The following is a 26,948-nucleotide window of genomic DNA, read 5'->3' as shown; positions in this document are numbered from 1 at the left end:
GAAAAACTAACATTTCTTCGAATGCAAGGCCTCCGAACTGGTGAAAATGGACGTAATGTCTGCTGGAGCAGGTTGTTTAAAGACAAAAATCCCAAAGAACAAGCTTCTTTGGGATTTTTTCTTTTGATATAGAAAGGGAGAAAAATGAAGATTTGTGTGAAAGAAAAATTAGAAGAGATAACGCCCCATGCATTTGAGAAGAAAGTTCTGGAGAGGGAGATGGCAAAAGGGGAGCCGAGGGTCGGTATGTTTTATCAGAAAAATCAGATCCCGTCGGAGGATCTTGACCTGGCCCTTCTGCGCACGGAGATGAAACGGGAAGGTGAGGATATCACGACAAGTGAAATCTGGGAGATCTCGAAGATTATTAAAGTAAAAGATCATATGATCAATATCCATATATACGGGGGAAAGGACACCGGAAAGAAAAAGAATGCGGTGCTGTTTATCCATGGAGGCGCATTTTTTGGCGGGGATGTGAAGACAAAGGGGAATCAATGCCGGTATCTGGCGGAACAGGCAGAGGCAGTGGTGATCTCGCCGGAATACCGTCTGGCCCCGGAGACACCGTTTCCAGGAGCGGCAGATGATGTGCTGGGAACTTTAGACTGGATGACGGAACATGCGGGGGAACTGAAAATCGATGAGGATAAGATTGCAGTTATGGGAGAGAGTGCAGGCGGCACCCTGGCTGCCAACTGCTGTCTTATGGATCAGAAAGAGAGAATTAAGCTGGCGGTTTATATTTATGGAGCCCTCGACCTGACTCCGGCAGAGAAGACGCCGTATCACTGGGACTATTCTTTATATGACATGTATGAGGGGCAGAAGGATTATATTATGAACCGGCTGTTCCGCTTTAAAGAACTGGCAGGTTATATGGAAGAGCTGTATGTGCAGAATGGATATTCTACAATGGACGGAAATGTATCGCCTCTTTATGCAGAAGACTTATCAAAAATGCCTGAGACTCTGATGATAGAGGCAGAATTTGACTATTTTAAAATATGCAATGACGAATTTGTAAAGCGGCTCACTGAGGCCGGGATAAATACGGAGGTGATCTTATATGAGGGCCTGGACCACGGGTTTTTTGACCGGATCGGTTCACTGCCCCAGGCGGAAGACTGTATCCGGGAGATCGCCGAAAGAGTAAAACGCATGTAAAAAATGAGATCTGTCGTCTGTTCCGCTGATGATTGAAGTTTCAGTAAATGTGTGGTAAGATTCAGAAAGAAATGAAAACAAAATATGCTGGTGTGCCCGGATGAAATCCTGCTGGTCAGGAGAGAATAAGACGGAAGACTGCCGGAAGCGGACATATGCCTGAGGGCTGTGTCTGCTTTTGGCAGTCTTTCTGTTTTATTGGAATCCCCGGTGAAATAAAAAGATATTTGTACAGACAGCACACAAATGAGTATAAAAATGATTCTGAGGAGGCGTTAAAATGTATGTGATGGTGGATCACTATGATTCCTATGTTTATAATCTGGTGAGGGACTTTCAAAGTTTGGGAGCAGAAGTAAAACCGGTAAGGAGCGACTGCATAGATTTTGAATCTCTGAAGCGACTGGACAGGCAGAAGGAACTTCAGGGACTGATTCTGTCTCCGGGTCCTGGCAGTCCGGAGGAATGTGTAAAATCCGTGGAGTTGGTGAGGAGGTTTACAGGCAGGGTTCCAATTCTCGGAGTATGTTTAGGACATCAGATTATCTGTCATGCCTTCGGCGGCCGAATTATCAAAGGATCAAGACCTATGCATGGGAAACTGACCCCGGTAAGGCACAGACAGGAGGAATTGTTCGCAGGGCTTCCTCAGGATTTTCTTGTGACCAGATATCACTCTCTGACTGCGGACAAAGCGGGCCTTCCGGAGACACTCAGAGTGGACGCTGTCTCCCCGGACCGGGAGGTGATGGCGGTCAGCCACAGATCAGAGCCGGTCTGGGGCGTCCAGTTTCACCCGGAAGCGGTACTTACCGAGTACGGGCCGGAGCTGCTTGCAAATTATATGAGACTGTGTGAGAGGTGGAGAGCATGAAGACAAAAATAAAAAAGCTGGATTTTTATAAGGAGCCGGAAGAGGCCTTTTATCCGTACAGGAACGAAAAATATGCCGTATTTCTTGACTCTTCTATGAAGAATGAACAGGGCAGATATTCTGTCATTGCCCTGAAACCTTATCTTATTCTGGAGGAGAAAAATGGAGTGTGCAAAATAAACGAAAACATTTCCCGTGATCCTATTGAGAAAGTTCTGGATCATTATCTGAACTTATATAAAGAAGAAAATATCACCGGACTGCCTGTGGTTTCCGGGGCATTTGGGTATTTGTCTTACGATTTCGGAAGAAAATTTGAGATGATCCCATCCAGACATGCAGACACGTTAAAGATTCCGGATGCCGTATTCGCTTTTTATGACCGTCTCATCATAGCGGACCAGGAAGAGAGACAGCTTTATCTGGCGTCAAGAGAGGAACTTACCGGCGCCGGTAAAGCATTTCTGGAGATGGAGGAGACACTGCAAAACAATACGGTTCCTGATTTTTTACAGAAACAGGAGGGGAGAGCAGAGTTTTTTCCGGATTTCAGGAAGGAAGAGTATGAGAAAGCGGTGGAACAGATGATTGCTCATATTGAAGAAGGAGATATTTATATTGCCAACATGACACAGCAGCTTTCGATTCCGGGAAACGGAAGGTGTTATGAGGTGTTCCGGTATCTGCGCACTTATAATCCGTCTCCGTTTGGAGCCTATATGAACTATGGGGAATTTCAGGTGATCTGTGCCTCTCCGGAACATTTTCTCAGCGTAAAAGACGGCGCCGCCGTGACAAGACCGATTAAGGGAACCAGAAGAAGGGGTGAAAACGCAAAGGAAGATGCACTGCTGAAAAGAGAGCTTTCAGAGTCGGAAAAAGACCGAAGCGAACTGCTGATGATCGTGGATCTGGAACGGAATGACTTAAACCGCGTGTGCACGCCCGGAAGTGTCCGGGTGCCGGAACATTGTGTGCCGGAGGAGTATGCGACCGTATTTCATTTGGTCAGCACCGTGACAGGGAAACTGGAAGATCAGATGTCTGTTGACCAGCTGATAAAAGCCATGTTTCCGGGGGGATCGGTAACCGGGGCTCCGAAGATCCGGGCAATGGAGATCATTGACCGGCTGGAGAGGAGCAGAAGGGGACTCTATACCGGCTCTATCGGGTATTTTTCACTGAACGGGGACTGCGACTTCAACATTGTAATCCGCACAGCAGTTTATAAGGATGGAACATACCATCTGGGCGTGGGCGGCGGTATTACATGGGAATCGGACCCGGAGTTTGAACATGAGGAAACGATGCAGAAAGCAAAAGCGGTGCTGGAAGCTATCGCGGCAGGAGAGAGGAGACAGGAGCAATGAGACTGCAGATGGATGAAGGGTATTATTTTGGAATCGGGGCGTTTGAGACAATGGCTCTGGAAGACGGAGAACCGGTATTTTTTGACCGGCATATGGACAGGCTTGAGGAGGCTGTTAAGTATTTCGGAATATTTTTTGAAAGGAAAACGGCAGAAAAAATGGTGTGGGAATATCTGGACCGGAACAAAGAAAAGCTTTCCGGGCATGATGCCCTGAAGACTGCGGTATCAGAGAAAAATTTTGTGATCTCTGTGCGCCCAAACCCATATGCGGGAAAAGAGCCAGATACAAAAATCCGTACAGCATACAGCGGGATTCGAAGAAACGAGACATCGCCGCTCACATACTATAAGACACTAAACTACGCAGAAAATCTGATGGAAAAGAGGAAGGCGGCACAGCAGGGATTCGGCGAAGCTGTTTTTCTGAACGGAAGAGGAGAGATCACAGAGGGAACCGTATCCAATGTGTTTTTTGTAAAGGGCGGGAAGCTTTATACTCCGCCCGTTTCCTGCGGGATGCTTCCCGGTATCATGAGAGCATATATATGCCGGTCTTTTCAGGCGGAAGAGACGGTCATCCGGCCGGAGGACATAGAAATGTACGATGAAATGTTTCTGACCAATTCCCTTATGGGCGTTATGCCTGTGGAGAGTCTGGGAGAGCATCGGTTTCATTCTTTAAAAACGGCAAAGAGACTGAGAAGCCGGTGCAGCCCGGGACATTTTCAGCCTGCCCTCTAGGTCTCTTTTCTGTCGTAGGTGCCTTTGATCCCCATCTGTTCCCGGTATTTTGCCACAGTTCTTCTGGAGATGGAGATTCCTTTGTCCTTTAAAAGATTGCAGAGTTTTTGATCACTGTACGGCTTTCTCGGGTCTTCTGAGGCTACCAGCTCTTTTAAGATCATCTTGATATCTCCCGTGCTGACAGACGCGCCGGAGGCAGGTGCAGCGCCGGAAAACAGGGATCTCATGGAAACGATGCCGCACGGAAACTGAAGATATTTGCCCTTGATGCCGCGGCTCACCGTGGAGACGTGCATGTCAATATCCCCGGCGACGTCATTCATGGTCATGGGCTTCAGACAGCCATGGTTTAAAAAGAAATCAGGCTGTCGTGCAAGAACGGCTTCTGTGATCTTTAACATGGTCTGTCTGCGCTGTTCAATGCTTGCGATGATAAAACGGCACCGCTCATATTTTTTTTGAAAATAGTCTTTCAGTTCCGGGTCTTTTGCGTCTCTGAGCATTTTTACATAATAGTCATTCAGAGAATAATTTCCTACCCAGTCGTCATTCAGCCGGATATCCCACTGGTCCTCCTGGTATGTGACAATGATATCCGGCGTGATATATTCGGTCCTCGCCGTTGAAAAGCCCTGGAGCGGCTTGGAATTCAGGTTTCGGATGACGGCAATGTTTTTTCGGACTTCTGCCGTGCTGAGCTTTAGTTTCCTGGAAATAGTGCTGATATGTCCCAGGGCAATGTCATCCAGATGATCCAGGATGATCGTCTCCAAAATATCGGTTTTTTTACCTTTCACCTCCAGCTGTTTGAGCAGACACTGGGACAGGTTTTCAGAAAAGATTCCGGCCGGTTCCAGATCGGAGAGCACATCATAGCACTTCCTGATCTCATCTTCCGGAATGGTTAAAAGAACAGAAAGTTCATGAACAGAAATCTTAAAGAAACCGCCGGAGTCCAGGCAGTCGATCATGAACTTCATGGTCTGCCATTCCATCGGTGTGAAATCATTCTGGTTCAGCTGATCCAGCAAAAAGGTTTTGACTTCCTCCGTGTTTTCGGCCGGGATGTCAAAACTCCGGTCTTCAGAAACGGTATAGGAAGAGGGGGACGGTGAATAATCCAGGATTGGATTTTCAATATATTCATTTTGCAGGAACTCAGACAGCTCCCCATTATCCAGTGCCAGTATATTCAAAGACTGGATCTGTGACTGGGACAGCTGCTGCTTTTGGTTCAGTTCCAGGCTTGTGCGGTAAGACGTATCCACGAAATCCTCCTCCTTTTCACGTGCTCATTTTAATATAGACATATTATATCATATATCGTTCTCCAGGGCACGCTCCGCGAAGCGGGAGATTTCTCCGGTATATAGGAGGGTCAGCCGGTGCATGGCTCTTGTGCAGGCAATATAAAGCAGATTTTTATCATGTTCGGCTTTGTAAGTTCTGCTGTCTGCATCGGGGAGGATGACTTCATCAAATTCCAGGCCTTTGGACATCCTGACGGAAGTGACCGTGATGCCGTTCTGAAAACTGGTACTCTCGGGAGTGAGGAGATGGACTTCAAATTCTTTCGTAAGCAGATTAAAAACTGCAGAGGCCCCGGCATTTGTTTTTGTGATGATCCCAAGAGAAGAACTGCGTCCCTCTATAAAATGTCTGACAGCAGTTTTAAGTCTGTCAAGATGGTCCGCTTCATCGGCACAGGCATAGAAGGCAGGCGGTTCACCGCGGCGCTCCACCGGCTCTAAGGAGTCAGTACCAAGAATACATTTGGCAAACGTCATGATTTCATACGTAGAGCGGTAGCTTTTCTTCAGTTCCGTAAACTTTCCAGCTTTATAAACAGTCCTGATATCTTCCAGGCTGTGAAGGTGATATGGATGTACGGACTGCCCGAAATCACCAATAATAGTTTTTGAACATGGAAATAAAAGATTGATGACAGCATACTGTATCGGAGTGTAATCCTGCATTTCATCGATCACCAGGTGTTTTGTGATCCTGCTTACGTTTAATCCTTCAAAGGCAGCGCTCAGGTACAGAAAAGGATATACATCAGGCCATTCCAGAGTGCTTTTTGCTGGCAGCACCAGCATTTCCGGTACTCCCGCTTTTCTGTAAAAATCTTTGTATAGTGCAAGAGTACTTTTCACAGAAAGCATAGAAGTCAGCTTTTTCAATATTTGACTGGCACTTGGCAGATCTTCCTGCATGGTATTTTCGGAATGAAACCGGTCACAGATATCGTCTGCCGTCATTTGCAGACGCTGCTTAACAGGGTGTTTTCTGTATGCGTCAAACCGTTTCGTGATCCATTCTTTTTCCGCCTTAAAATGGCCAAAGGACACATCGTCAGGAACAAAGATCTGATGGGGCATTTCTTCTATATAAATATCCATGAGACGTACAAAATCCAGCGATGACTTAAAACGGACTCTCTGTATATAGGACCCATCGTTAAATTCCAGAGGATCTTTTTCTGATTCAAAATCAACGTAATGTTCCAGCTGGATTCCGGCAAGTTCGGAGAAACTCAATTCATAGATGGGTTCCTCACCGAGTTCAGGGATGACGTTTGAAATATAATCTCCAAACACTTTATTTGGGGAAAGAATGGTCACGTTTTTGGAACTGAGACGGTCTTTCAGACGGTAGAGGAGAAAGGCGATGCGGTGCAGTGCTATGGAAGTTTTTCCTGAACCGGCAGCCCCCTGGATAATCAATGTCTCGGTTTCTTCATCCCGTATGATCCGGTTTTGCTCCTTTTGAATCGTAGAAATGATCGTCTTCATCTTTTCGCTGGAAGTATGGCTCAGTTCTTTCTGAAGGACGTCATCCTGTATATTTGCAGAAGTCTCAAGGGCATATGTAAGGATCCCGTTTTTGATGCCAAACTGCCGTTTCTTTGTAAGGCTTCCCTCAATCCTGCCCGACGGCGCATCAAATCCGGCCGGACCGATCTCGTAATCATAGAACATACCGGAGATTGGCGCCCGCCAGTCAAGGATCAAAAGTTCATATCCATGGCGGAAAGAAAAACGTCCGATATAATATGTTTCCGGCTTTAAGCTTCCTTTTTCACAAAAATCAATCCGGGCAAAATAGGGAGAATCCTTTAATTTGCAGAGCCTTTCATACATTTCGGCTGCAAATGCGCCTGTGTGGTCAGTCTGTTTTAAAAGCAGCTCATTTTGAAACATTTCATGAGGATCGATCTCTCCCCGGGCATCGGACATATATTGTCTGGCATCTGTGTACTGCCGGTCCAGCCGGCTGACAGATTCCTCCGCCTCGCCAAGCGCCTGGTCAAGCCTGGTCTGGATGAAGGTAAGGTGCTCCCATTCATCCGGGAACTGTAATTCTTTATTTTCCATGATTCTGCTCCTCCCTGTTCAAAACAAACCTTTGCGTGGGATAGCCGAATTCAATGAGCAGTTCCGCCTCTGCAAATCCCAGGTCCTGGATTTCTCTGCGGTGCCCTGTGTCTGCCTTATCCCCCTCTCTGAACGTGGTAATGCTGATTTCTTTTCCGTTCAGCAATTCTGTCATGACTTTCTCAAGAAAGGCTTTTGGTATGCCTTTTTTTCTATACAGAGGATGTACACCCATGAAATCAATCGCACCGGTTTGATACGAAAAGAGCATGGCACCCACTGCGCTGTTTCCGTCTTTTAAGATCAATGCCTGCTTTGCTCTGATCTTTTGGCGCAGAACTGTTTCATATTCATCCGCATGCAGGTGTGGAAACCCGTCAATGACAAGGCGTACCAGTTCCATCCAGCAGGGGATGTCATTTTCTGCCGCGAATGTCACATTCCAGTTCGAAGCTTCTTTGCTGTTTAACATAGGATAGTTACCTCCAAAATCAAATTTAAGCTGAAGGGGATAGAATTTTTCATTATCTCTGTATTTTGCCGGAGATGTCTTATACATTGCCGTAAAAATATTTGAAAAGGCCTGCTGGCTTTCATATCCTGACTTCAGAGCGATATCAAGAATCGGCTGTTCTGAAAAGACAAGCAGTTTAGCGGCCTCAGTCAGGCGCCGGCGCTGAATATAATCGTGCAGGGTCAGGCCCACAGCAGCAGTGAACATCCGGTGCAGGTGATATTTTGAATAGTGCATTGCTCCGGAGATGATTTCCAGGTCCAGTTTTTCGGACAGATGAGATTCAATATAGTCGATGACCGATATGATCTGTTCTATTTTTGTGTGATGCATTTTTCATTCTCCTTTCACTGGAATTGATTATAACTGCACAGGGCAGAAGGGTTTTCATCATTCTTGCGGTTTTCCTGAATAATAGAGAAAACAGGCTTATTGATTCATGATGAGTATGCAAATTGATCAAGCCCCTTTACTTTTTCTTTCGGGAAAGTAAAGGGGCTTATTCATGGAACGAAACAAACTATTCGGTTTTCCATCTGGTAATACAGCTGATGTCATTTCTCGGCCGGGGATCAGGGGATTCATCCGCATATCCGACTGCCAGTGCGGCAAAAAGCTGGCCTTCCGCGTGAAGCCATGTTGTCAGCTCTTCAAGGGCAAAGAAAATATCACAGATCCACAGGCTTCCCAACCCAAGTTCACAGGCGGTAAGAGTCATATTCTGGATTGCGGCTCCAATCGACTGGGCATTGCAGATTTCAGAAATACGGTCTTCTTCTGTCAGAGAGCGCGACAGGTCAAGGCCTAAAGCATTGGTGATGAAGATCGTAACCGGAGCCTGTCTCATAATTTCAAGGGTACAGCGCGCACCGTTCAGATGGGCGCTGCTGTCCGGCAGAAGTGGATTCACTTCTTCTCTTAGAATACCCTGTTCCATAACCGAGAGCATCCCGGCTTTTGCAGCGCCTGAGACGACGGTAAACCGCCATGGCTGCCTGGTTTTTGAAGACGGGGCCAGAATACCGGCCTGAATGATCTCCTCTATAATAGTAGGAGAAACATCAGTTTTTTTGAATTTCCGGATACTGCGCCGGTTTAAGATGGCGTCTATCATAATATAACCTCCTGACAGCATAAACTAATCTATCAACATATTCCTGAGAAATTTAAAATACAAAATTGGCAGGCTGTCACAATTTTTTGATTCTGAATTTTTAGAGTGCCTGACAGTTTTGTGTGCCAAATGCGATTTGACGCAGTCAAATCATTTCCTTACGCATTTGTGTACAGCCTCGCGGAGCGTTTTTTGTTTCTCAGGAAAAGCTTGTCATGTTCTTATGTACAAGTTTTTCCTGAGAAACAAAAAAAGTCCCGTTAAAACGGAACTTTTTATAAAATAGGCCTGGCGGGAATCGAACCCACAACGGCCCCTTAGGAGGGGGCTGTTATATCCATTTAACTACAGACCCGTGAAACACATCTATTATTGTAACGATTCATTTATGAAAAGTCAATGAAAAAAGTTGCACGGCGTTGACTTTTTCATTTTTTTTCATTAAAGTAGTTAAATAGGATCTTTCTGTGCTCGGGCCGGAAAGATACAGGGAGGTAGTTTATGAAAGCGATCAATGATTTTGTATGGGGACCTGTCATGCTTGTGCTCTTGATGGGGACAGGTATTTTTCTGACCATACGCCTTAAATTTCTTCCGTGGAGGAATCTGCCCTATGCCTTAAAGATGGTGTTTGTCAGGGATAAAAGCGGGGGAGAAGACGGGGATATCTCCGGATTCCAGTCATTGATGACAGCTCTGGCAGCTACCATAGGAACCGGAAATATCGTCGGCGTCAGCACCGCCATGGTCATGGGCGGTCCAGGGGCATTTCTGTGGATGTGGATCAGTGCCCTCTTCGGGCTTTCCACCAAATATGCGGAGAGTGTTCTGGCGGTGAAGTACCGGGAAGTCAATGAAAACGGAGAGATGTGCGGCGGACCTATGTATGCCATGAAGAATGGTTTTAAAATCAAATGGATCGGTCTCGTGCTGGCATTTTTCTTTTCCTTATTTACTGTATTTGCATCTTTCGGCATCGGGAATATGACCCAGGCCAATTCCATTGCCGAGTCAATGGCAGGCCTTTGGGGGACTCCCCACTGGCTGACCGGAGCTGTGATCGCTCTGCTGGCATTGTCCATCCTGATCGGAGGGATCAAAAGCATCGGCAGGGTGTGCGGATTTTTTGTACCGAAGATGGCGGTGTTTTATTTTGTGATGGGCATTGCTGTCATCTATATGAACAGGGCCAATCTCGGGCAGGGGATCGCAATGATCTTCAAAATGGGCCTTTCTCCGAGGGCTGTGGCAGGGGGAGTCGGAGGTACGATTGTCTCAGGATTATTTTCTTCCATGAGGTGGGGAATCGCCAGAGGAATCTTTTCCAACGAGGCAGGTCTGGGCTCTGCGCCGATCGTTGCGGCAGCGGCTAAGACGGATCATCCCTCCAGGCAGGGATATATCAACATGACGGGGACGTTCTTTGACACGCTGGTCGTATGCAGTGTTACAGGCCTCATCGTGGCTTCCTCGGGGGTGCTCGGAAGCGTGGATTCCCACGGCAAGCTGATCACCGGAGCGGCGCTGACGATGAAAGCATTTGAAAAGGCACTTGGACCGGCAGGAGAGATATGCGTCGGTCTGGGGATCGTCATGTTTGCCTTTTCCACGATCATAGGATGGGAGTATTACGGAGAGAAAGCGCTGGAATACCTGGTGAAAAAGACTTCTTATATTAAATTATACCGTGTTGTATACTCTTTTGTAATCTTTGTGGGGGCCACCGTGCCGCTCCAGCTTGTATGGAATTTTTCGGACACAATGAACGGGCTGATGGCAGTACCAAACCTGATATGCCTGCTTGTTTTACATAAAGTAGTAGTAAAAGAATGTTTTCGTTTTGAACAGATTAAGAAAGGACGATGAACTTATGAATAAGGTATTTGTATTTTTAGCGGATGGATTTGAAGAGATCGAGGGGCTGACCGTTGTAGACATGCTGCGCCGGGCGGGAATTGAAGTGATTATGGTTTCTGTGGGACCTTCTAAGATGATCACAGGCTCCCATCATATCGAAGTGGAGGCAGACTGCATGTTCCACGAAGTGCTGGAGCCGGAAGGAGCCATGTACGTGCTTCCGGGAGGAATGCCGGGCACCATCGCGCTGAGAGAGCATGAAGGACTTGCGAAGCTTTTGAAAAAGGCGTATGATAATGGAAAATATCTGGCAGCGATCTGCGCCGCACCGACAGTGCTTGGAAAGTATGGATTTTTAGACGGAAAGAAAGCGACCTGTTATCCCGGTCAGGAGGATGGGCTTGGAGAAGCAGAATATGTGACGGAATCCGTTGTCGTTGACGGCAGGGTGATTACCAGCCGGGGTATGGGAACTGCCATTCCGTTTGCGGGGAAACTGGCGGAACTTCTGCTTGGAACAGAGGCCAAAGAGAAATTGTTGGAAAGCATCATATACGAGGAAAAATAAGAATGCAAAGTACAGAAAAAATAAGCATTTTGGAGCAGTTCTACATTGCCTGCACCAAACCGAGGCAGTATAAGAAACTGCTGAACGTGAAAAAATGGAAAGTAGCTATATTTACATTACTGATGGGTCTGGTGATCACTCTGCTTGGACCGGTGATGGATCTGGCAGGATTTGCTGTGAGTGTGGGAGGCCCGAGAAACTTTGTCATGAACCGGCTGCCAGCCTTTGAACTGAAAGACGGACAATTAAAGCTGGAACGCGCGGTTGATTTCAACCTGGGTGCACTTCATATCTCGGCAGATTCAAATAAAAAGTCCGTTGGGGCAGATGACTTCGATGATAAATATTCCGATGAAGTTCATTTTTCAAAGAATAATATGGTGGTCAAGACTTCTGTCATGGGACAGACCATAACAAAGAATTTCAGCACCATGAAAAATGTCACATTTACGAATCAGGATATGGCGAATATGCTTCCATTGGTCTACTTCCTGATCTTTGTCTCCCTGCTTTTTGTCTATGCAGGAATCGTCCTTCAGTATTTGTTTTACTGTCTGCTGATCTCCTGGCTGGTGTCTCTGAATATGAAAACCAGAAACCAGCCCATGGCATTCGGGAAGATTTTTCAAATGTCTATCTATGCCAGGGTACCATGTGAACTGATCGGAACCATCGGCCTTACGGCGGGGATTTCTTTCTTCACAGGAATTATATGGATCATGATCGGATATCTGGTGAGCTATCAGCTGATGATGATGGGGCTTGTGGAGAGGAAAGCAAAAGAGTAGAATCTGTATCATAATGTTATTGAAAAAGTGTCCCGGGAGGGGCACTTTTTTTGTCATAATAGAACTAACTTTTTTATTTCTTCACATTACCTGACATACGTAGCAACATGTCTGAAAGTACATAAAAATTTATCATGGAGGGATCACAGGATGAAAAGGAAAAAACAATGGTTTGCTGTCATTCTGGCAGCACTGCTGACTGTGGGACAAGGAATCGTTTCAGCAGCACCGGCAGAGAGAACGGAAGAAGCAGTAACTGCTGAGGCTGATGAGAGTGCTTTGCAGGAGGAGACGGGAGTACAGACAGAGGAACAGCCAGAGTCTGCATCGGCAGCAGCCAGTGAGAAAAATCAGGAAATAACAGAAAAGCAAGGGGTGAAAGAAGCAAAAGTCTCCCAGGAAATCGGGGGGGGGTATTTCCAGAAAAAAGAAATCATCCCGCTTAGATGTTAAGAAGGCCGAAAACGGACAGACCAGGCTGGATATCAGCAAAGGAGATATCATCATCACTTCTAAAGGAGCCACTCTGAACGGCACTGCGGTGGACGATGCCCTGAACGAAAAGGGATACTGGATCACCGGGACCACGACAAAGTATCATCTGGTGGCAGAGCCTGGAGTGACCACGGCAATCACTCTGGACAACGTGGACATTACCGTGGATATCACAAAGCTCGACTGTATCAATGTCTCCCATGCCGATGTGGTCATCACACTGGTACGAAAAAACCGTCTGTACAGTCAGGCCGGAGGTACGGCTGACAAGTATAAGAACGGAAATGCGATCACAAAAGACGGGATGGATGGCTCCCTGACGATTCAGTGCGAGAACGAAGACAAAAAAGGACACCGCTGTGATGAAAGCTGCGGTTCCTTATCCGCAAAAGGAGATCCGAGCAAAAGCCATGCCGGAGCTATCGGGGGTACTTACCGGGTGGCCATCAATCCGGATACAAAGCCCATCGAGACCGGGTTTGTCAACTTTACGATCAAAGGAGGCAACATCGAGGCGTCTGCCGGAGCACACTGTCCAGGGATCGGAGCGGCCTGCCGGGCACAGGAAAGAGGCGGCTATACAAAAGATATCCTGATCTCGGGCGGGAACGTAACCGCTGTGGGGACCCAGTATGGCTCCGGTATCGGTTCCGGGATGGGCACAAAGGTAGACGGCATCAGGATCACGGGAGGAACGGTAAAGGCAACGGGAGGACAGTATGCTCCGGGCATCGGTGCGTCTGGTACTTTAGATGCTTTTACCTCTTTTCAAACTCAAGAGACAGAAAATGTAGTCATCAGCGGAGGAGACACGGTGGTCACGGCCATCGGGGATGCCGGAGGTATGCCGGGGATCGGGTCCGGCGGAGGAAACAGCAAGGTGAAAAACGTCAAGGCATCTCCGGATACCGGCTATCAGGGGTATATCCAGGACGGTACTTCATTGACAGACTATACGTTCATGGACGGCACGCCTTTCTCAGGATCGACGGATATCAAGGTCGGAAGGTTTTATACAAAGGTCTATTTCGGACCGTTCCGGGATGCCAATGACATTGACAAGACCAGCAAAGAACAGATCGGAGCCAACCACCTGATCAGCAAGAGCGGCGGAGAACCGTTTACCGGGGAACAGCTAAAACAGCTGACCAAGGTAACGGGAAAGCAGGAAAACGGTGAATATTTCCCGGCCGATGAGCTGAGCATCGCCGATGAAACACAGCTGGAAGCCATCAACGAGGCAAAGAAGAAAGGGCAGATCGGGGATTTCCCTCTTACTTTCACAACGGCAAATGGAACTAAGGCTACGGTCACCGTATCCTTTCGAATGGACGGGACCGATGCGGCCCAGATCGATCCGGAGAAACCGACGTCAATGATCGGTGCGAACGACTTTGAAGAGGAAACCGGGGGAGAGGCGTTTGAAGAAGAAGAGATCAAGAAGCTTGGGGAGCTGAAGGGGAAGGACCCGGAGGGGAACAATATCTCCTACGGGCACTATCTTTTAAATGCAGAACAATATAAAAAGATCAACGATGCAAAGACAGCGGGGAAGGCCGGGGTCTTTCCGCTGACCTACGAGACCGCAGACGGGGAGAAAGCCGTGATCAGCGTGACCCTGGTCAAATATGACCAGACCACGGAGAACCCAGAAAACGGGGAAACGCTGAAAGGAAAAGATGTGATCAGTAAAACCGGGGGAGCTGCATTCTCAGAAGAGCAGCTGCTGGCCATGACCAAGGCATCAGGGCTTGACCAGGACGGAAAACCCCTTCCGGAGGGGCAGATCAGCCTGGCTGACAGCAGTCAGGTGGAGAAGATCAATCAGGCAAAGAAAGCAGGGGCCAAAGGAGAGTTTCCGCTGACCATAAAGACAGAGGGCGGAACCGAAGTGGCAGTTACTGTGTATCTTACAGACGAGGGAAGTGACGGGACAGCCTATGATCCGGAGAACCCGGCTGCAGCCATCGGGGCTGACGATGCGGAGCATGAGACCGGAGGAGAGGCGTTTACAGAAGAAGAGATCATAGAACTCTGTAAGGCCCGGGGAAAGAACAAAAATGGAGACACTCTGGACCTTAAAGCGGACAAAAACCAGCTGACTGCGCTGAATGAGGCGAAAAAGGCAGGAAAGACGGGAATGTTTGGGATGACCTTCTCGATGGAGGACGGCACAAAGGTGCAGGTGAAAGTAACGCTGACCGGAAAACATCAGGTAGTCTTTGATCCCAACGGAGGAGACTACACACCGGAGGTACAGACGGTGGAAGGCGGGAACCGCCTGGTCCGTCCCAAAGAGCCGAAGAAAGACGGATATGAGTTTGCGGGATGGTTTTACACGGATGAGAACGGGACAGAAAAAGAATGGGACTTCAAAACACCAGTCCATGATGGCATGACACTGAGAGCAAAATGGGAGAAGACACCGGAGAAGCAGATACAGACAGGAGACGGAAAGAAAGAGCAGGGGGGAGACAGTAAAAAAGAAAGTGGAGGAGAAACAAAAAAGAAGAACACTCCGGACTGGGAATACAGTAAGAGGAACGGAAGTGCATCAAAGACAAACGCGGCAAAGACTTCAGACAGAAGGCCGGTGCAGGGAATGCTGCTGCTGACGGCCGCATCCATGGCCGGATTTGTGATCCTAACCATGAAAAAAGCAAAGTGATAAAATAGAACAAAGTGGGCAGGCCGCTTCAACTCCCCAACACCTCAATACGCATCTGTGTACAGCCCGCGGAGCGTTTTTATTTCATAGGGAAGGCCGCAGAACTTTCCTATGAAACGAGAGAAAACCCCTGAGCACATCCTCAGGGGGTTTTCAGCAAAACAATCTTGAAGTATTATATTAGAGTTACATTGAAATGTCTTAAGTTTGTCAGAGATTAGTCGTCATGTTAGTAAAAACTAGTCGAATTCCAGCTTTTTATATAAGCGGGGGAGAGGACCCCGGTTATATCACTAATATTAATGATCGCTTTTCAGTGGGAAATCTGCATAACCGGAAATACCATGCTCTGATATATCCATACCTGCAATTTCTTCTTCCTCGGAAGCCCGAAGTCCGATGGTATGCTTCAGTCCCTGGAAGATGATGAGCCCGCCGACGATACAGTAAGCGGCAACGGCAGCGACACCGATGAACTGTGCTTTGATGAATGCGCCTCTTGTGATATCCATAAGTTTTAATGAATCTCCGGTTGCGAAGAATGCTGTCAGCAGGGTTCCTGCTACGCCGCAGGCCAGATGCACACCGCAGGCTCCGACCGGGTCATCAATTTTTATTTTTTTGTCAAGCAGTTCTATGACTGCGACTACAACGACTCCGCAGATGGCACCGATGGCGATTGCGCCGTAGTTGGATACGACATCACATCCGGCTGTGATACCTACGAGGCCGGCAAGGGAACCGTTCAGAGTCATGGAAACATCGGGTTTACCATAACGCACCCAGGTGATAACCAGCGCCACTAACGTGGATGCGGCGGCGGCCAGGTTCGTGGTCATGGCGATGGAACCGAGAGTATCGGTGGCAGCAGTCGTGGAACCGCAGTTAAATCCGAACCAGCAGAACCATAAAATAAAGACTCCTAATGCGCCGAGCGCAATATTATGAGCCGGGATCGCTCTTGGAGTTCCGTCGGCTTTGTATTTTCCGATACGGGGACCGACTGTCGCAGCACCGACCAGTGCCAGCCATCCGCCGACAGAATGGACTGCAGTGGAACCTGCAAAATCATGAAACCCTAACTCAGCCAGCCATCCGCCGCCCCAAATCCAGTGTCCGGTGATCGGGTAAATGATCAGACTGATCAGCGCACTGTAAATCAGATAGGAAGAAAATTTTGTGCGCTCTGCCATGGCGCCGGAAACGATGGTGGCGGCTGTGGCACAGAATACAGTCTGGAAGATCATAAAGACACCGGGTGTAAGATCTTTAAATTGCTGCAGGTCAATGGATGTCGGATCAAAAAAGCCTGTGGTGCCGACGATGGGATTGCTGCCTCCGAACATCAGAGCAAATCCGATGACAAAGAAACAAAGAGTACCGAGGACAAAGTCCATCAAGTTTTTCATAATGATGTTGCTTGAGTTTTTCGCTCTTGTAAAACCTGTCTCGACCATTGCGAAGCCTGCCTGCATGAAGAAGACAAGGAAAGCTGCGATGCAAGTCCATACAATATTTAATAACTGCTGTACGTCCATATTAATATCCTCCTTTAAGACAAAAAGGGGACAATGCGTGCCTGCCGTTTATGGCCTGGCTGCATTATCCCCTTTGATAATGATGTAAGTATGTTATTGTTTTCATATTTCTGCCGATTAGATTATAAAGCGTCTTTTCCGGTTTCACCGGTACGGATTCTGATCGCTTCTTCCACGGGTGAGATAAAGATCTTGCCGTCTCCGAATTCGCCGGTGCGGACGGTGTTCACGATATCTTTTGTCACCTTTTCAACAACTTCCTCCGGCATTACAGATTCTACTTTGATCTTAGGCAGCAGATTGGAATTCAATTCATTCCCTCTGTATTTCTGTGTAAATCCTTTCTGATTTCCATAGCCCATGATATTGGAGATCATGAGTCCGGATACCTTGTGAGCTTCCAGGATATGCTTTACATCTGTGAGCTTCTCGGGTTTGATGACAACTACAACTTTCTTCATCATAATATAATTCCTCCTCTTTTTTATTTTAAGAAAAAAAGGCATTCCAATCTCTTGATCGGAACGCCTTTGTTCTTGAATGGTTCCCATTATACTCCAGAAGACTCATTTGTCAATAAAAAATCGGTTTGTATAAAAATAAATACAGATGAAAATCATTCTTAATGTGTCTGTAAAACATGGTAGAATAGAAGAATCATCAGGAGCGGAGGAATTTATGAAAATAAAGAATAAATCATTGATGGCAGCCCTCGCGGTGCTTGCCACTTTTTTATGGGGAAGTGCCTTTCCCAGCGTAAAATTGGGCTACGAGATTTTCAAGATACAGGGAGACGATATCGGAAGCAAGCTGCTGTTTGCAGGCATTCGTTTCGCGGCGGCAGGACTCATGGTGCTTGCAGTTTTGGGAGTTCAGACAAGACAGAGGCCACTGCCGAAAAAAGGGGCATTTAAACATCTCTTGACTCTTGGAATTCTTCAGACGACAATCCAGTATTATTTCTTTTATGTGGGACTTGCGCATACCACGGGAGCCAAGGGGTCGATTATCAACTCATTTACAGCATTCTTTCCGGTAGTTTTGGCTCCGTTCTTCTTTAAGAGCGACCGGCTGACGGCGAAGAAAATCATAGGATGTGCCGTCGGACTTTCCGGCATCGTCCTGATCAATCTGAAAGGAGGGAGTCTCGGCGGATTTGCCTGGAATGGAGAAGGATTCATTGTGCTGGCAGCACTGTCACAGAGTCTCGCATCCATTTACAGCAAGAAACTGGCACAGACGATGAATGTGATGCTGATCGCCGGATATCAGCTTCTGCTTGGAGGAAGCCTGCTTTTGATTTTTGGATATGCGGGAAACGGAACTTTGACATTCCAAACAAGCGGACTGATCCTGCTTCTTTACATGGCTGTCCTTTCTGCTGTTGCATTCAGCGTCTGGACCTGGCTTTTATCCCATTATCAGGTCAGTTCCATTTCCATCTATAATCTGCTGATTCCGGTGTTCGGAACACTGCTTTCCGGCCTGCTTTTAAAAGAAAACGTCTTTACTGCGGTTAATATCGCATCCATTCTTCTTGTATGCGGAGGAATTGCTGCAGTGAATAAACAGTAGGCAGCATGTTTTTCGGAAAAAGCCATATGAATGTTGTATTCATACGGCTTTTTCATTGTAACAGTTTCTGGGATGAAGTATATTAGAAGAAAGGAATATTACATATTGGGCAAAACAGGTGAAAGCCTGCGGCGCAAAGCTAAAGGGTCTAAGATTTTATTGATTATGACAGCCAGCTGCAGTTTTTATGCATTGCGTTTTTAGGACAGCAATGCATTTTTTGTTACTTAGGAAAGACCTTGTCACGCTAATGCGTGAAAGTCTTTCCTAAGTAATAACAAACGCTCCGCGGGTTGTACACAGATGCGCAAGGAAATTATTTGACTACGTCAAATCGCATCTGGCACGCAAAGTTGTCAAACCCCTCAAAGAATGAGGGGGGTGGGAGTTGAAGTGGGATTGCCACTTTGTCCAATTATTATGTGGGACATATACAAATATATTGAGGGGGAACAAAGTTGAATTTAACAGGATTTAGAAGGATCACAGCTTGTTTCCTTGCCGCAGTCATGGTATTTTCAATGCTGTTTCAGACAGTGAAAATATCTGCGGCGGGAAGCACCGTCAAATCATCAGGCCTTAAGACGGTCTATCTGACTGGATCAGACGGATATCCGTCTGGAGACGGCAGTACAAAGGAGCAGCCGCTGCATGATATTAATGCGGCGTTTCGGGCTGCAGCGGATGGAGGAACGATTGTCATTATTGATTCCTATGTGGATCAAAAGGGGGTTACAACGCCTGAGGAGAAAAAACTTACAATCCGGGGAGAACATCCGAGCGTATCTCTGACTCTCCGTTATGGGATAACTCTGGGGAGTGATCTGAAGTTTGACAGGATCAAACTTGAGACTACTTCTGTTGATGAGGAGGCCAGGCGTTTTTTATGTCAATGGATATTCGTTGACCCTGACCGATACGGTCCAGTGTTTTGTGAATGAAAATGACAATCAGAAAGCCTATATTTATGCGGGAAGTCCGGACACCACAGAAGTCTCAGGGCGGAGGGCAAGGATTGATGTGGGCGGCGGAAACTTTGCCGGAATATACGGTTATGGGAAAAACGGGGCAAAAGTTTTGGAAGGAACAGAGGTTACGATCAGGGACAATGCCCTGACCGACCGGCTGGACACGGCATCCGTTGTAAATATCTATACAAAACAGAATCTCAGGGAGGCAGCACGGAATATTGACCTGCTGAATATTGCCGCGCCTCTTAACACATATAACCTGTTTCAGGTTAAAAATGTGACTCTTAGCTCTATTCTGGCGATGGGCGCTAACGGCGGAACCACGCTGGAAGGGAACCTGAATATGAAGGGAGACGCCAATCTGGACATCAGCTCTGATCTTTATGTCAAGGGGACGGTAAATGGCTCGGGAACGATCACTCCATGGTTTAGGGGACAGGTAGTTTCGGAGAGAAAAGATTCAGACGGACGTCTGTCGTTTTCAAACGATGTGAATGCATGGGAGATGCGCACAGAGGAGACGTCATCAGGGAAACGATGGTTTGCCGCGCCAAAAAATAAGGAGAGTGTGTATTTTATTAACGGAACGTCGGGGAACGACGGGAATACCGGGGAGTCGGCAGACCAGGCATTTGCATCTGTACAAAAGGCTCTGGAGGCCGCCAAATACGGGAAACAAAACATATCCTTGATTATCTCGGGAGACACGACAGTCGATGAGCCGCTGGAACTTTCCCTGCCGGGACACACGTTTTCAATTTCCGGTATCGGATCTGCTCCCGCTAAGCTTACGGTCAGCAAGCCTCTGACAATCAGAGAATACACGGAATTCAGCTTTTTGACCATGGACTTTACGGGGTGTGCCGGACAGGACGGCATTGTGATCGACACAGATATGGCTGTATTTGAAGATAATCTTACGATGGAGGGGACTCCGCCTGATATCAGATATATAAAATCTGTAGATGCGGGACAGCAGGTAGATATATTCAGCGGCACTTACGGGAATATAAACGGAGAAAATGAGGAGGCATTCCTTATCCTGCATAAAGGATCTATCCAGGGGAAAATCAGCGGCTGGGGCTATATTAATGCGGCACCGGAAGAGTGGAACAATGATGCTGTATTTGTAGGAGGAGGCATTGAGAGCAGCGGCTGGCTGACCATATTAGGAGGAACACAATCTTTCACCGTAGATGGAGATATTAAGTCAGGATCACTGGAGACAGACGGACAGGAGGCAAATCTTCAGATCACCAGCGGAAGCCAGATTACTGTTAAAGATTTTGATCCTCAGGTTTCAATCACAGTTCTTCCAAAACAGGGAATGATATCCGAGGGTATTTATGTGACGGCAGATTCTTTTGTTGGAAATACTGAGATTTCCAGGGTCAGGCTAAAAAATACCAAGGGGTATGTGCTGCCTGTCCAAAAAAGCGGCAAAAAATATATCGGAACATTGAAGGAAGCCCCGCAGCTGGATGCGCCCAGAAAGATTACTTGGGATGAAAAAGGATTCGGTGAACTTACGTGGGAAAAAGTTCCCGGGGCATCCAGGTATCTGGTCACAGTTTTCAAAGGAGACGAAGAGATTCTTACAGACGAAGAGAGCAGTACAGAGAGCCTGGATTGTTCCAAAGATTTGAGCAGATATGGAAAAGGCGGGTACAAGGCGGCTGTCCAGGCGGTTTCTGATACTGGTGAGTATTCAGACAGTGATATATCATGCAGTGACCTGCTGTCCTATCATGTAAAGGCTTCAAGTATAATTTTGAGTCCAAATGCGAAAGAACTGATTGCTGGAGAAACTTTTCAGCTGAAGGCCCGGGCTCTGCCATTCGATGCAGACTGCGGATATCAGTGGACTTCCTCCGATATTTCTGTGGCAGATGTAGACGATAAAGGAAATGTAACGGCAGTATCACCGGGTACGGCAAGTATCACAGCAGGAGTTTCTATTTCTGTTAAATTTCCTTATCGCATGCGTTTTTCCAGACAGCAGGAAGAATTTTTACAACCAATTTACAACTTTTGAAAGATGCTCTGATATGATAAAAAATAGGAAGGGGAGTTCGCAATGTGACTCCCTTTCCTTGGTTTATAATTCATAATTATTATAAACTCAAAAATAGCCTAAGAATATAATGTCATAAAAATAATTCGATAATCACTTGAAAATATGACAAAATAAGCATATAATACAAGTGAACACAGAGTGTGTCCTTTGAAAGGAGAATATAAAATGGTAGCCAATACAAAAAATATTCGTTTAAAAAAACTTAGAAAAGAAAGTAAAATAACTCAAGAGCAATTAGCAAAATATTTGGATGTTGATCAATCTATGATTACAAAACTAGAGAATGGAACACGAAATCTAAACGTTACACTGATTGAAAAAATTTGTAGTTTATTTGGATGTTCAGAGGCGTATTTGATGGGAGAGGATGACGCATATATTCCTTTGAATTTTTCGTTTCGCTCTAATGGAATACAGCCAGAAGATTTAGAAAGTATTGCAGTGGTCAATAAAATTGTAATGAATATTCGCTATATGAATGAAATGATAGGAGATTAATATTTATGAGAACAGCTCAGGAGTTAAATTCGTTAGCATTAAGAACACGAAGAATATGGAATGAAGATGGATATTCTCCAATTGATATTTTTGCTATTGTTAATGGATGGAAAGATAAAAAAATTACGATAGTTAAATATCCTATGTCATCACGAATAAGTGGTATGTGTACAAAAGAAAAAGGAGATATTGTTATCTGTATAAACTCGACAACATCTTATGGAAGACAAAGATTTACTTTAGCACATGAATTGTATCATGTGTTGTATGAGGAAAATATGCAACGAGCAATTTGTGATATGAATATGAATGGTGACAAATCTGAATCAGAACGTGAAGCAGACCAGTTTGCGAGTTATTTATTAATGCCATATGATGCACTGTTAGAATATGAGCATGATAAATCAAAATGGAGTCTTGAAAAAGTAATTGATGCAGAACAATTTTTTCAAATAAGCCATCAAGCAATGCTACATCGATTAGTATGTGATAATATGCTTAGCAATGATATTGCAGATGAGTATAAATCTGTTACAGTATCTACAGTAGCTGCTAAATTGGGATATGATAAAGAATTGTATTTTCCGACTAATAAAAATAAACAATATTTTACAACAGGTGAATATATTCGAAAAGTCGAAAAGATGGCAGAAGAAGATCTTATTTCAAATGGAAAGAGAGAAGAATTGTTGTTAGAAGCATATAGAGCAGATATAGTATATAATTTCGATGAGGAGGAGACTAATCTGAATGATTAATGATTTATTTTTTGATACAGATTGTTTATCTGCTTTTTTATGGGTTAATGATACAAATATTCTGCATGAACTTTATGGTGGGAGAATTGTTTTACCAGAACCAGTTTATCAGGAGCTATCCAATCCAAGTATCCCACATATAAAGTAACGAGCGGATATATTGATTAGTAATAAAGATGCATCAATAAAAACAATTGATGCGGGAACTGAAGAATATAAATTATATACTTCACTTGTACGTGGTGAGAAAGGGAAAAAGAGTATTGGTCGTGGCGAAGCGAGTGGAATAGCATTGGCTAAAACATACAATGGAATTCTTGCAAGTAATAACTACAAAGATATTGCTCCATATATTGAAAAGTACAATTTAAGGCATATTGACACAGGACAGATTCTAGTAGAGGCTTTGAGAAAGGAACTGATAACAGAATCTGCCGGAAACGACATTTGGAAGAAAATGTTAGAGAAAAAACGTAAGTTGCCGGTAAATACTTTTTCTGAGTATTTGACAAATAGAAAGAAAGATGTATAGAGGAAACTCTTTACATAGAAAAACTGCCAAGTATTTAACTTGGCAGTGAGTCAAAGAAAATTCCCTTGACATATTTATTCTCACAAATTAAATATAGCAAAAGAAATTTTCTTTGGCAAGAATATCTTGCAAAGGAGGTTGATATATATGGCAGTACATCATGGTGGAAAAGTTGGAAAAGCTGGAAAAATTTTAGCTAGTAATTCATCTAGCAAAAGTGCAAAGAGTAAAGCCGGAAAAACTTTAGCTAATCACAAAGCCAAATGTCACTAATATGGGCTTACACGACCTGAATACGTCGTAAAACTGTTCTTCTTATTTGTAATTTTTCAAAGATATTCCTATACAAAGATATGGAGGTGATAAGATTAATATGGAAGATATACTAAGTAAGATTAGTGGGTTTATAACAGCGGACAATATCGCTCTTTTGTCTGTTATTATAACGGTTCTTATATTTGTAGCAAGTCGTCATGAAGAGCTTAAATATAAGAAACATGATGATAAAAAAGTCCAATATTTAAAATTAATTAATTTAATGGAAGAAACTTTTATGGGGACTAAAAAAGATAAAAAGGGCGAGCTTATTTTATCTGATGAATTAAAGAAACAATTTTTTGATACAGGTTCTTCTCTTTTACTATATGGATCAAAGAAAATATATCGTCAATACTTGTTATTTCGTGAATTTACGAATAATCCTTTAATTAAACAGTGTAAATACTATAAAGATAATATAATTATCTATATCATGTCAGAGATATTAGTTACTATGCGTAAAGAAGTGGGTCTTAGTTATTTTAACAGTATAGGAAATAACGAAGCACTTGCGTTTTTTGTGAATGATATTTCTAGTAATCCGATTGCAAAAGAAAATGCTTTAGATGCAAAATTTCGTATTAAAATGATTAAATTTGAATTGGCAATGATAGATAGAACTAAATTCATGTTTATAAAGACATTTTACATAAGTTGTATCAAACCAATCTTTTCAGGGATATTAATTATTTTTAAATACATTTTAGTAATTCCATTTGGATGTATACTTATGAAATTATTTCCTGCGTTCGTTCAAAAAACACAAGAAGAAAAGCAAAAATCTCAATAGGGTTATAATACAAGTTTTGTTCTCGTTGACGGAAGGATACCAAGCAGTCCGCCCTGCGGCGTGCGAAGCGTAAGCCGCTGGATCGGACTAGCCTGTGTTGGATTGGCGTACGCCAATCCAACTTGTAACCCCAGATATCTAACAGTGGGGTACAAATACAATAGGAAACAGTATCAAAAAGTCTCGAAACACTGATTATACAAGGCTTTGAACTACTTAATGAGGTGTGTGATATTTTGAAGAAATGTCACATGGTTATTGTTTTCCAATCGGACAGCGTATATAATTGTCCTTAAATCAAAAGAGAGGTGGTTTTGGTGAAACTTTGCATTGCATTATCTGGAATAGTTAAATAGACAGTATTCAAATTGACAGGAGGATTTTAAATGACTATTCCAGTAAAACAAATTTATCCCCGTACAGGCGATAAAGAAACAATTTATTTGAAACATGTAATCACGAATCCCTATATAACGGTTGGAGATTTTACAATGTACAATGATTTTGTAAATGACCCGACGTTATTTGAGAAAAACAATGTATTATATCACTATCCGATAAATCATGATAAATTGCAGATTGGGAAATTCTGTTCTATTGCCTGTGGTGCAAAATTCCTTTTTAACAGTGCCAATCATACGCTGTCTTCATTGTCCACTTATCCATTTCCATTATTTTTTGAGGAATGGGGATTAGAGAAGAAAGACGTAACAAACGCATGGGATAATAAAGGCGATATTATCATTGGAAATGATGTTTGGATTGGTTATGAAGCTGTTATTTTAGCTGGTGTCACGATTGGAGACGGAGCGATCATTGGAACTCGTGCAGTTGTCACAAAAGATGTTCCGCCATATACGATTGTTGGCGGTGTTCCGGCAAAACCAATAAAGAAACGATTTTCAGAAGAAACCATTTCTGCACTCTTGGAGATTCAATGGTGGAACTGGTCTGAGAAAAGAATCGCAAAAAATATTGGTGCTATACAAAGTGGAAATATTGAACAGTTAAAACAATCAATGTAAATGTAGTTGGGATGGTGATACGATGTGTATGAATAAAAAAAGAAAAAACGATGTTGCACTCCATGCAAAGTCAGTAAATGCTAACGCCATTTGCATGGAGTAGTAAGGCGTTATATGCTGGCTTTGCTATTTGACGATGAAAAGTTAAAGGAGTGAGCCTGCATGAAATATATCAAAGCAGATTCGGTGCTCCCCATTGCTTTAGTTGAAGAATTGCAAAGTTATATACAAGGCGGATATATTTATGTTCCCTCAAGAAAAGACAGCAAAAAGAAATGGGGCGAATTAAGCGGTTGTAGATATGAGATTGAGCAGAGAAACAGAAAAATAAGAAAAGATTATCAGCAAGGGAAAAGCGTTGATGAATTAGCTGATATCTATTATCTTTCTGTTCATTCAATCAGAAAAATCATATATGAGAAATAATTTCCGAGAGGTCGTAGTTTTGCGGCCTCTCTTTTGTGTTTCCGTGTATCTAAAAGGAAGCCACGGTGAAAATTTTTATAGGTAAAAAACACTTCTGTAAATGACAGTATATTGAGGATGTCATTTTCTGGTGATACGATGTAATCGGTGATGAAAGATGAAAACAACAAAATTTTATATCGGGAAAATTCCTGTCATTATTTGGGGAACGAAATCTGACAAAGCATATATTTATGTTCACGGAAAAATGTCCGATAAGGAGTCTGCTGAAACTTTTGCTCGGATAGCAGAAAATAAAGGCTATCAGACAATCAGTTTTGACTTGCCGGAACATGGAGAAAGAAAAAGCGAAAATTACAGGTGTGATATTTGGAATGGCATTTCTGACATTCATCAAATAAGTTCCTATACGTTTGCTAATTGGAAGTCGGTATCTTTGTTTGCTTGTAGTTTGGGCGCATATTTCAGTTTGCAGGCATATAAAGATATTACTTTTGAAAAGTGCTTTTTCCTGTCTCCAATCGTAAATATGGAATATCTCATCAAAAATATGTTCCAGTGGTTTCATGTCACGGAAGAAATGCTTTATACCAAAAGAGAAATTCCAACACCGATTGATACTTTGTCTTGGGATTACTTCCAGTATGTAAAGAAAAATCCCGTAACAAGATGGAATAGTCCAACCTATATACTTTATGGAGGTAAGGACAATTTGCAATCTTTACAGGTCATAGAAAATTTTGCAAAGTCCAATTCTGTATCATTGACTATATCAGAGCAGAGTGAACATTCTTTTATGAGAAATGGAGATGACAAAATTATAAAAAATTGGATATGTGATAATCTGTAAAATCAATACAACTCAACTCTATTGCTGTTGGCATAGACCAGACGAAACACGC

Annotated in this window: 27 protein-coding genes, 1 tRNA gene and 1 riboswitch; of the genes, 21 read left to right on the top strand and 7 right to left on the bottom strand. The window is 44.3% G+C overall.

What is annotated here, in order from left to right:
* The first annotated feature begins 144 nt into the window (after positions 1-144).
* The 4 genes from QVP35_RS06590 (at position 145) to QVP35_RS06575 (ending at position 4,154) form a co-directional block, all read left to right on the top strand.
* Complete coding sequence (locus QVP35_RS06590; RefSeq protein ID WP_006568679.1) at positions 145-1,167, top strand: alpha/beta hydrolase; 1,023 nt, start codon at positions 145-147, stop codon at positions 1,165-1,167.
* Positions 1,168-1,447: 280 nt separating this feature from the next.
* On the top strand, positions 1,448-2,041 hold the full coding sequence (locus tag QVP35_RS06585) for an anthranilate synthase component II (RefSeq protein WP_006568677.1): 594 nt from the start codon (positions 1,448-1,450) through the stop codon (positions 2,039-2,041).
* A complete protein-coding gene (pabB, locus tag QVP35_RS06580; RefSeq protein ID WP_006568676.1) occupies positions 2,038-3,411 on the top strand; it encodes an aminodeoxychorismate synthase component I in 1,374 nt (457 codons plus the stop codon). The genes QVP35_RS06585 and pabB overlap by 4 nt, the downstream gene beginning before the upstream one ends.
* Positions 3,408-4,154, top strand: a complete 747-nt coding sequence (locus QVP35_RS06575; protein ID WP_006568675.1) for an aminotransferase class IV — start codon at positions 3,408-3,410, stop codon at positions 4,152-4,154. The genes pabB and QVP35_RS06575 overlap by 4 nt, the downstream gene beginning before the upstream one ends.
* Here QVP35_RS06575 and rpoN read toward each other — a convergent pair.
* The 5 genes from rpoN to QVP35_RS06550 form a co-directional block, all read right to left on the bottom strand.
* Positions 4,151-5,425, bottom strand: coding sequence for an RNA polymerase factor sigma-54 (gene rpoN, locus QVP35_RS06570; RefSeq protein WP_006568674.1), 1,275 nt, complete (start codon positions 5,423-5,425; stop codon positions 4,151-4,153). The genes QVP35_RS06575 and rpoN overlap by 4 nt on opposite strands.
* 48 nt (positions 5,426-5,473) lie before the next feature.
* Positions 5,474-7,534, bottom strand: a complete 2,061-nt coding sequence (locus QVP35_RS06565; RefSeq protein ID WP_009289197.1) for a HelD family protein — start codon at positions 7,532-7,534, stop codon at positions 5,474-5,476.
* Positions 7,524-8,381: a GNAT family N-acetyltransferase gene (locus tag QVP35_RS06560; protein WP_022260936.1), complete on the bottom strand. Its 858-nt coding sequence runs from the start codon at positions 8,379-8,381 to the stop codon at positions 7,524-7,526. Before QVP35_RS06560 ends, QVP35_RS06565 begins: the two co-directional genes overlap by 11 nt.
* A gap of 187 nt (positions 8,382-8,568) precedes the next feature.
* Complete coding sequence (locus QVP35_RS06555) at positions 8,569-9,162, bottom strand: nitroreductase family protein (RefSeq protein ID WP_009289195.1); 594 nt, start codon at positions 9,160-9,162, stop codon at positions 8,569-8,571.
* A gap of 283 nt (positions 9,163-9,445) precedes the next feature.
* Positions 9,446-9,517 (bottom strand) — tRNA-Arg (locus tag QVP35_RS06550).
* A 146-nt stretch (positions 9,518-9,663) separates the two neighbouring features.
* Between QVP35_RS06550 and QVP35_RS06545 the strand changes: the two genes are divergently transcribed.
* From QVP35_RS06545 to QVP35_RS06525, 5 genes are all read left to right on the top strand, one after another.
* Entirely contained in the window at positions 9,664-11,028 is a 1,365-nt protein-coding gene (locus tag QVP35_RS06545; RefSeq protein ID WP_006568669.1) for an alanine/glycine:cation symporter family protein, read from the top strand.
* A 4-nt stretch (positions 11,029-11,032) separates the two neighbouring features.
* Positions 11,033-11,587: a DJ-1 family glyoxalase III gene (locus QVP35_RS06540; protein ID WP_009289194.1), complete on the top strand. Its 555-nt coding sequence runs from the start codon at positions 11,033-11,035 to the stop codon at positions 11,585-11,587.
* Positions 11,588-11,589: 2 nt separating this feature from the next.
* Positions 11,590-12,375 (top strand): DUF1189 family protein, encoded by a 786-nt coding sequence (locus QVP35_RS06535; protein ID WP_006568667.1) that lies wholly within the window; start codon positions 11,590-11,592, stop codon positions 12,373-12,375.
* A gap of 150 nt (positions 12,376-12,525) precedes the next feature.
* On the top strand, positions 12,526-12,828 hold the full coding sequence (locus QVP35_RS06530; protein WP_006568666.1) for a hypothetical protein: 303 nt from the start codon (positions 12,526-12,528) through the stop codon (positions 12,826-12,828).
* 88 nt (positions 12,829-12,916) lie between these two features.
* Entirely contained in the window at positions 12,917-15,538 is a 2,622-nt protein-coding gene (locus QVP35_RS06525; protein ID WP_009289192.1) for an InlB B-repeat-containing protein, read from the top strand.
* A 299-nt stretch (positions 15,539-15,837) separates the two neighbouring features.
* Here the strand turns inward: QVP35_RS06525 and QVP35_RS06520 are convergent, their stop codons facing one another.
* Positions 15,838-17,076 (bottom strand): ammonium transporter, encoded by a 1,239-nt coding sequence (locus QVP35_RS06520; protein WP_009289191.1) that lies wholly within the window; start codon positions 17,074-17,076, stop codon positions 15,838-15,840.
* 122 nt (positions 17,077-17,198) lie between these two features.
* Positions 17,199-17,537 (bottom strand): P-II family nitrogen regulator, encoded by a 339-nt coding sequence (locus tag QVP35_RS06515; protein ID WP_039930244.1) that lies wholly within the window; start codon positions 17,535-17,537, stop codon positions 17,199-17,201.
* 217 nt (positions 17,538-17,754) lie between these two features.
* Here QVP35_RS06515 and QVP35_RS06510 point away from each other — a divergent pair, with 217 nt between their 5' ends.
* The 12 genes from QVP35_RS06510 to QVP35_RS06455 all read left to right on the top strand — a co-directional run bounded on the left by QVP35_RS06510 (position 17,755) and on the right by QVP35_RS06455 (position 26,896).
* Positions 17,755-18,651, top strand: coding sequence for a DMT family transporter (locus QVP35_RS06510; RefSeq protein ID WP_009289189.1), 897 nt, complete (start codon positions 17,755-17,757; stop codon positions 18,649-18,651).
* A gap of 98 nt (positions 18,652-18,749) precedes the next feature.
* Positions 18,750-18,835, top strand: a riboswitch (cyclic di-GMP riboswitch).
* A gap of 274 nt (positions 18,836-19,109) precedes the next feature.
* A complete protein-coding gene (locus QVP35_RS06505; protein ID WP_009289188.1) occupies positions 19,110-19,592 on the top strand; it encodes a hypothetical protein in 483 nt (160 codons plus the stop codon).
* On the top strand, positions 19,555-21,657 hold the full coding sequence (locus QVP35_RS06500; RefSeq protein WP_022260935.1) for an Ig-like domain-containing protein: 2,103 nt from the start codon (positions 19,555-19,557) through the stop codon (positions 21,655-21,657). The genes QVP35_RS06505 and QVP35_RS06500 overlap by 38 nt, the downstream gene beginning before the upstream one ends.
* A gap of 207 nt (positions 21,658-21,864) precedes the next feature.
* Positions 21,865-22,197, top strand: a complete 333-nt coding sequence (locus QVP35_RS06495; protein ID WP_022260934.1) for a helix-turn-helix domain-containing protein — start codon at positions 21,865-21,867, stop codon at positions 22,195-22,197.
* 5 nt (positions 22,198-22,202) lie between these two features.
* Positions 22,203-22,955: an ImmA/IrrE family metallo-endopeptidase gene (locus tag QVP35_RS06490; RefSeq protein ID WP_022260933.1), complete on the top strand. Its 753-nt coding sequence runs from the start codon at positions 22,203-22,205 to the stop codon at positions 22,953-22,955.
* Complete coding sequence (locus QVP35_RS06485) at positions 22,948-23,103, top strand: hypothetical protein (protein ID WP_022260932.1); 156 nt, start codon at positions 22,948-22,950, stop codon at positions 23,101-23,103. Before QVP35_RS06490 ends, QVP35_RS06485 begins: the two co-directional genes overlap by 8 nt.
* Before the next feature lie 12 nt (positions 23,104-23,115).
* Entirely contained in the window at positions 23,116-23,487 is a 372-nt protein-coding gene (locus QVP35_RS06480; protein WP_022260931.1) for a hypothetical protein, read from the top strand.
* Positions 23,488-23,634: 147 nt separating this feature from the next.
* The gene (locus QVP35_RS06475) at positions 23,635-23,760 is read left to right on the top strand and encodes a hypothetical protein (protein WP_022260930.1); all 126 of its coding nucleotides are present in this window, start codon (positions 23,635-23,637) and stop codon (positions 23,758-23,760) included.
* A 100-nt stretch (positions 23,761-23,860) separates the two neighbouring features.
* Positions 23,861-24,595 (top strand): hypothetical protein, encoded by a 735-nt coding sequence (locus QVP35_RS06470; RefSeq protein WP_022260929.1) that lies wholly within the window; start codon positions 23,861-23,863, stop codon positions 24,593-24,595.
* 386 nt (positions 24,596-24,981) lie between these two features.
* The gene (locus tag QVP35_RS06465; protein ID WP_022260928.1) at positions 24,982-25,620 is read left to right on the top strand and encodes a CatB-related O-acetyltransferase; all 639 of its coding nucleotides are present in this window, start codon (positions 24,982-24,984) and stop codon (positions 25,618-25,620) included.
* 162 nt (positions 25,621-25,782) lie between these two features.
* Positions 25,783-26,046: a CD3324 family protein gene (locus QVP35_RS06460; RefSeq protein WP_021985835.1), complete on the top strand. Its 264-nt coding sequence runs from the start codon at positions 25,783-25,785 to the stop codon at positions 26,044-26,046.
* 157 nt (positions 26,047-26,203) lie between these two features.
* The gene (locus QVP35_RS06455; protein ID WP_022260927.1) at positions 26,204-26,896 is read left to right on the top strand and encodes an alpha/beta hydrolase; all 693 of its coding nucleotides are present in this window, start codon (positions 26,204-26,206) and stop codon (positions 26,894-26,896) included.
* Positions 26,897-26,948: the final 52 nt, after the last annotated feature.

Origin of the sequence: Anaerostipes sp. CAG:276 (genome assembly GCF_000432215.1) — a bacterium.
Lineage (GTDB): Bacteria > Bacillota > Clostridia > Lachnospirales > Lachnospiraceae > Anaerostipes > Anaerostipes caccae.
This window is presented reverse-complemented; position numbering and strand designations above follow the sequence as displayed.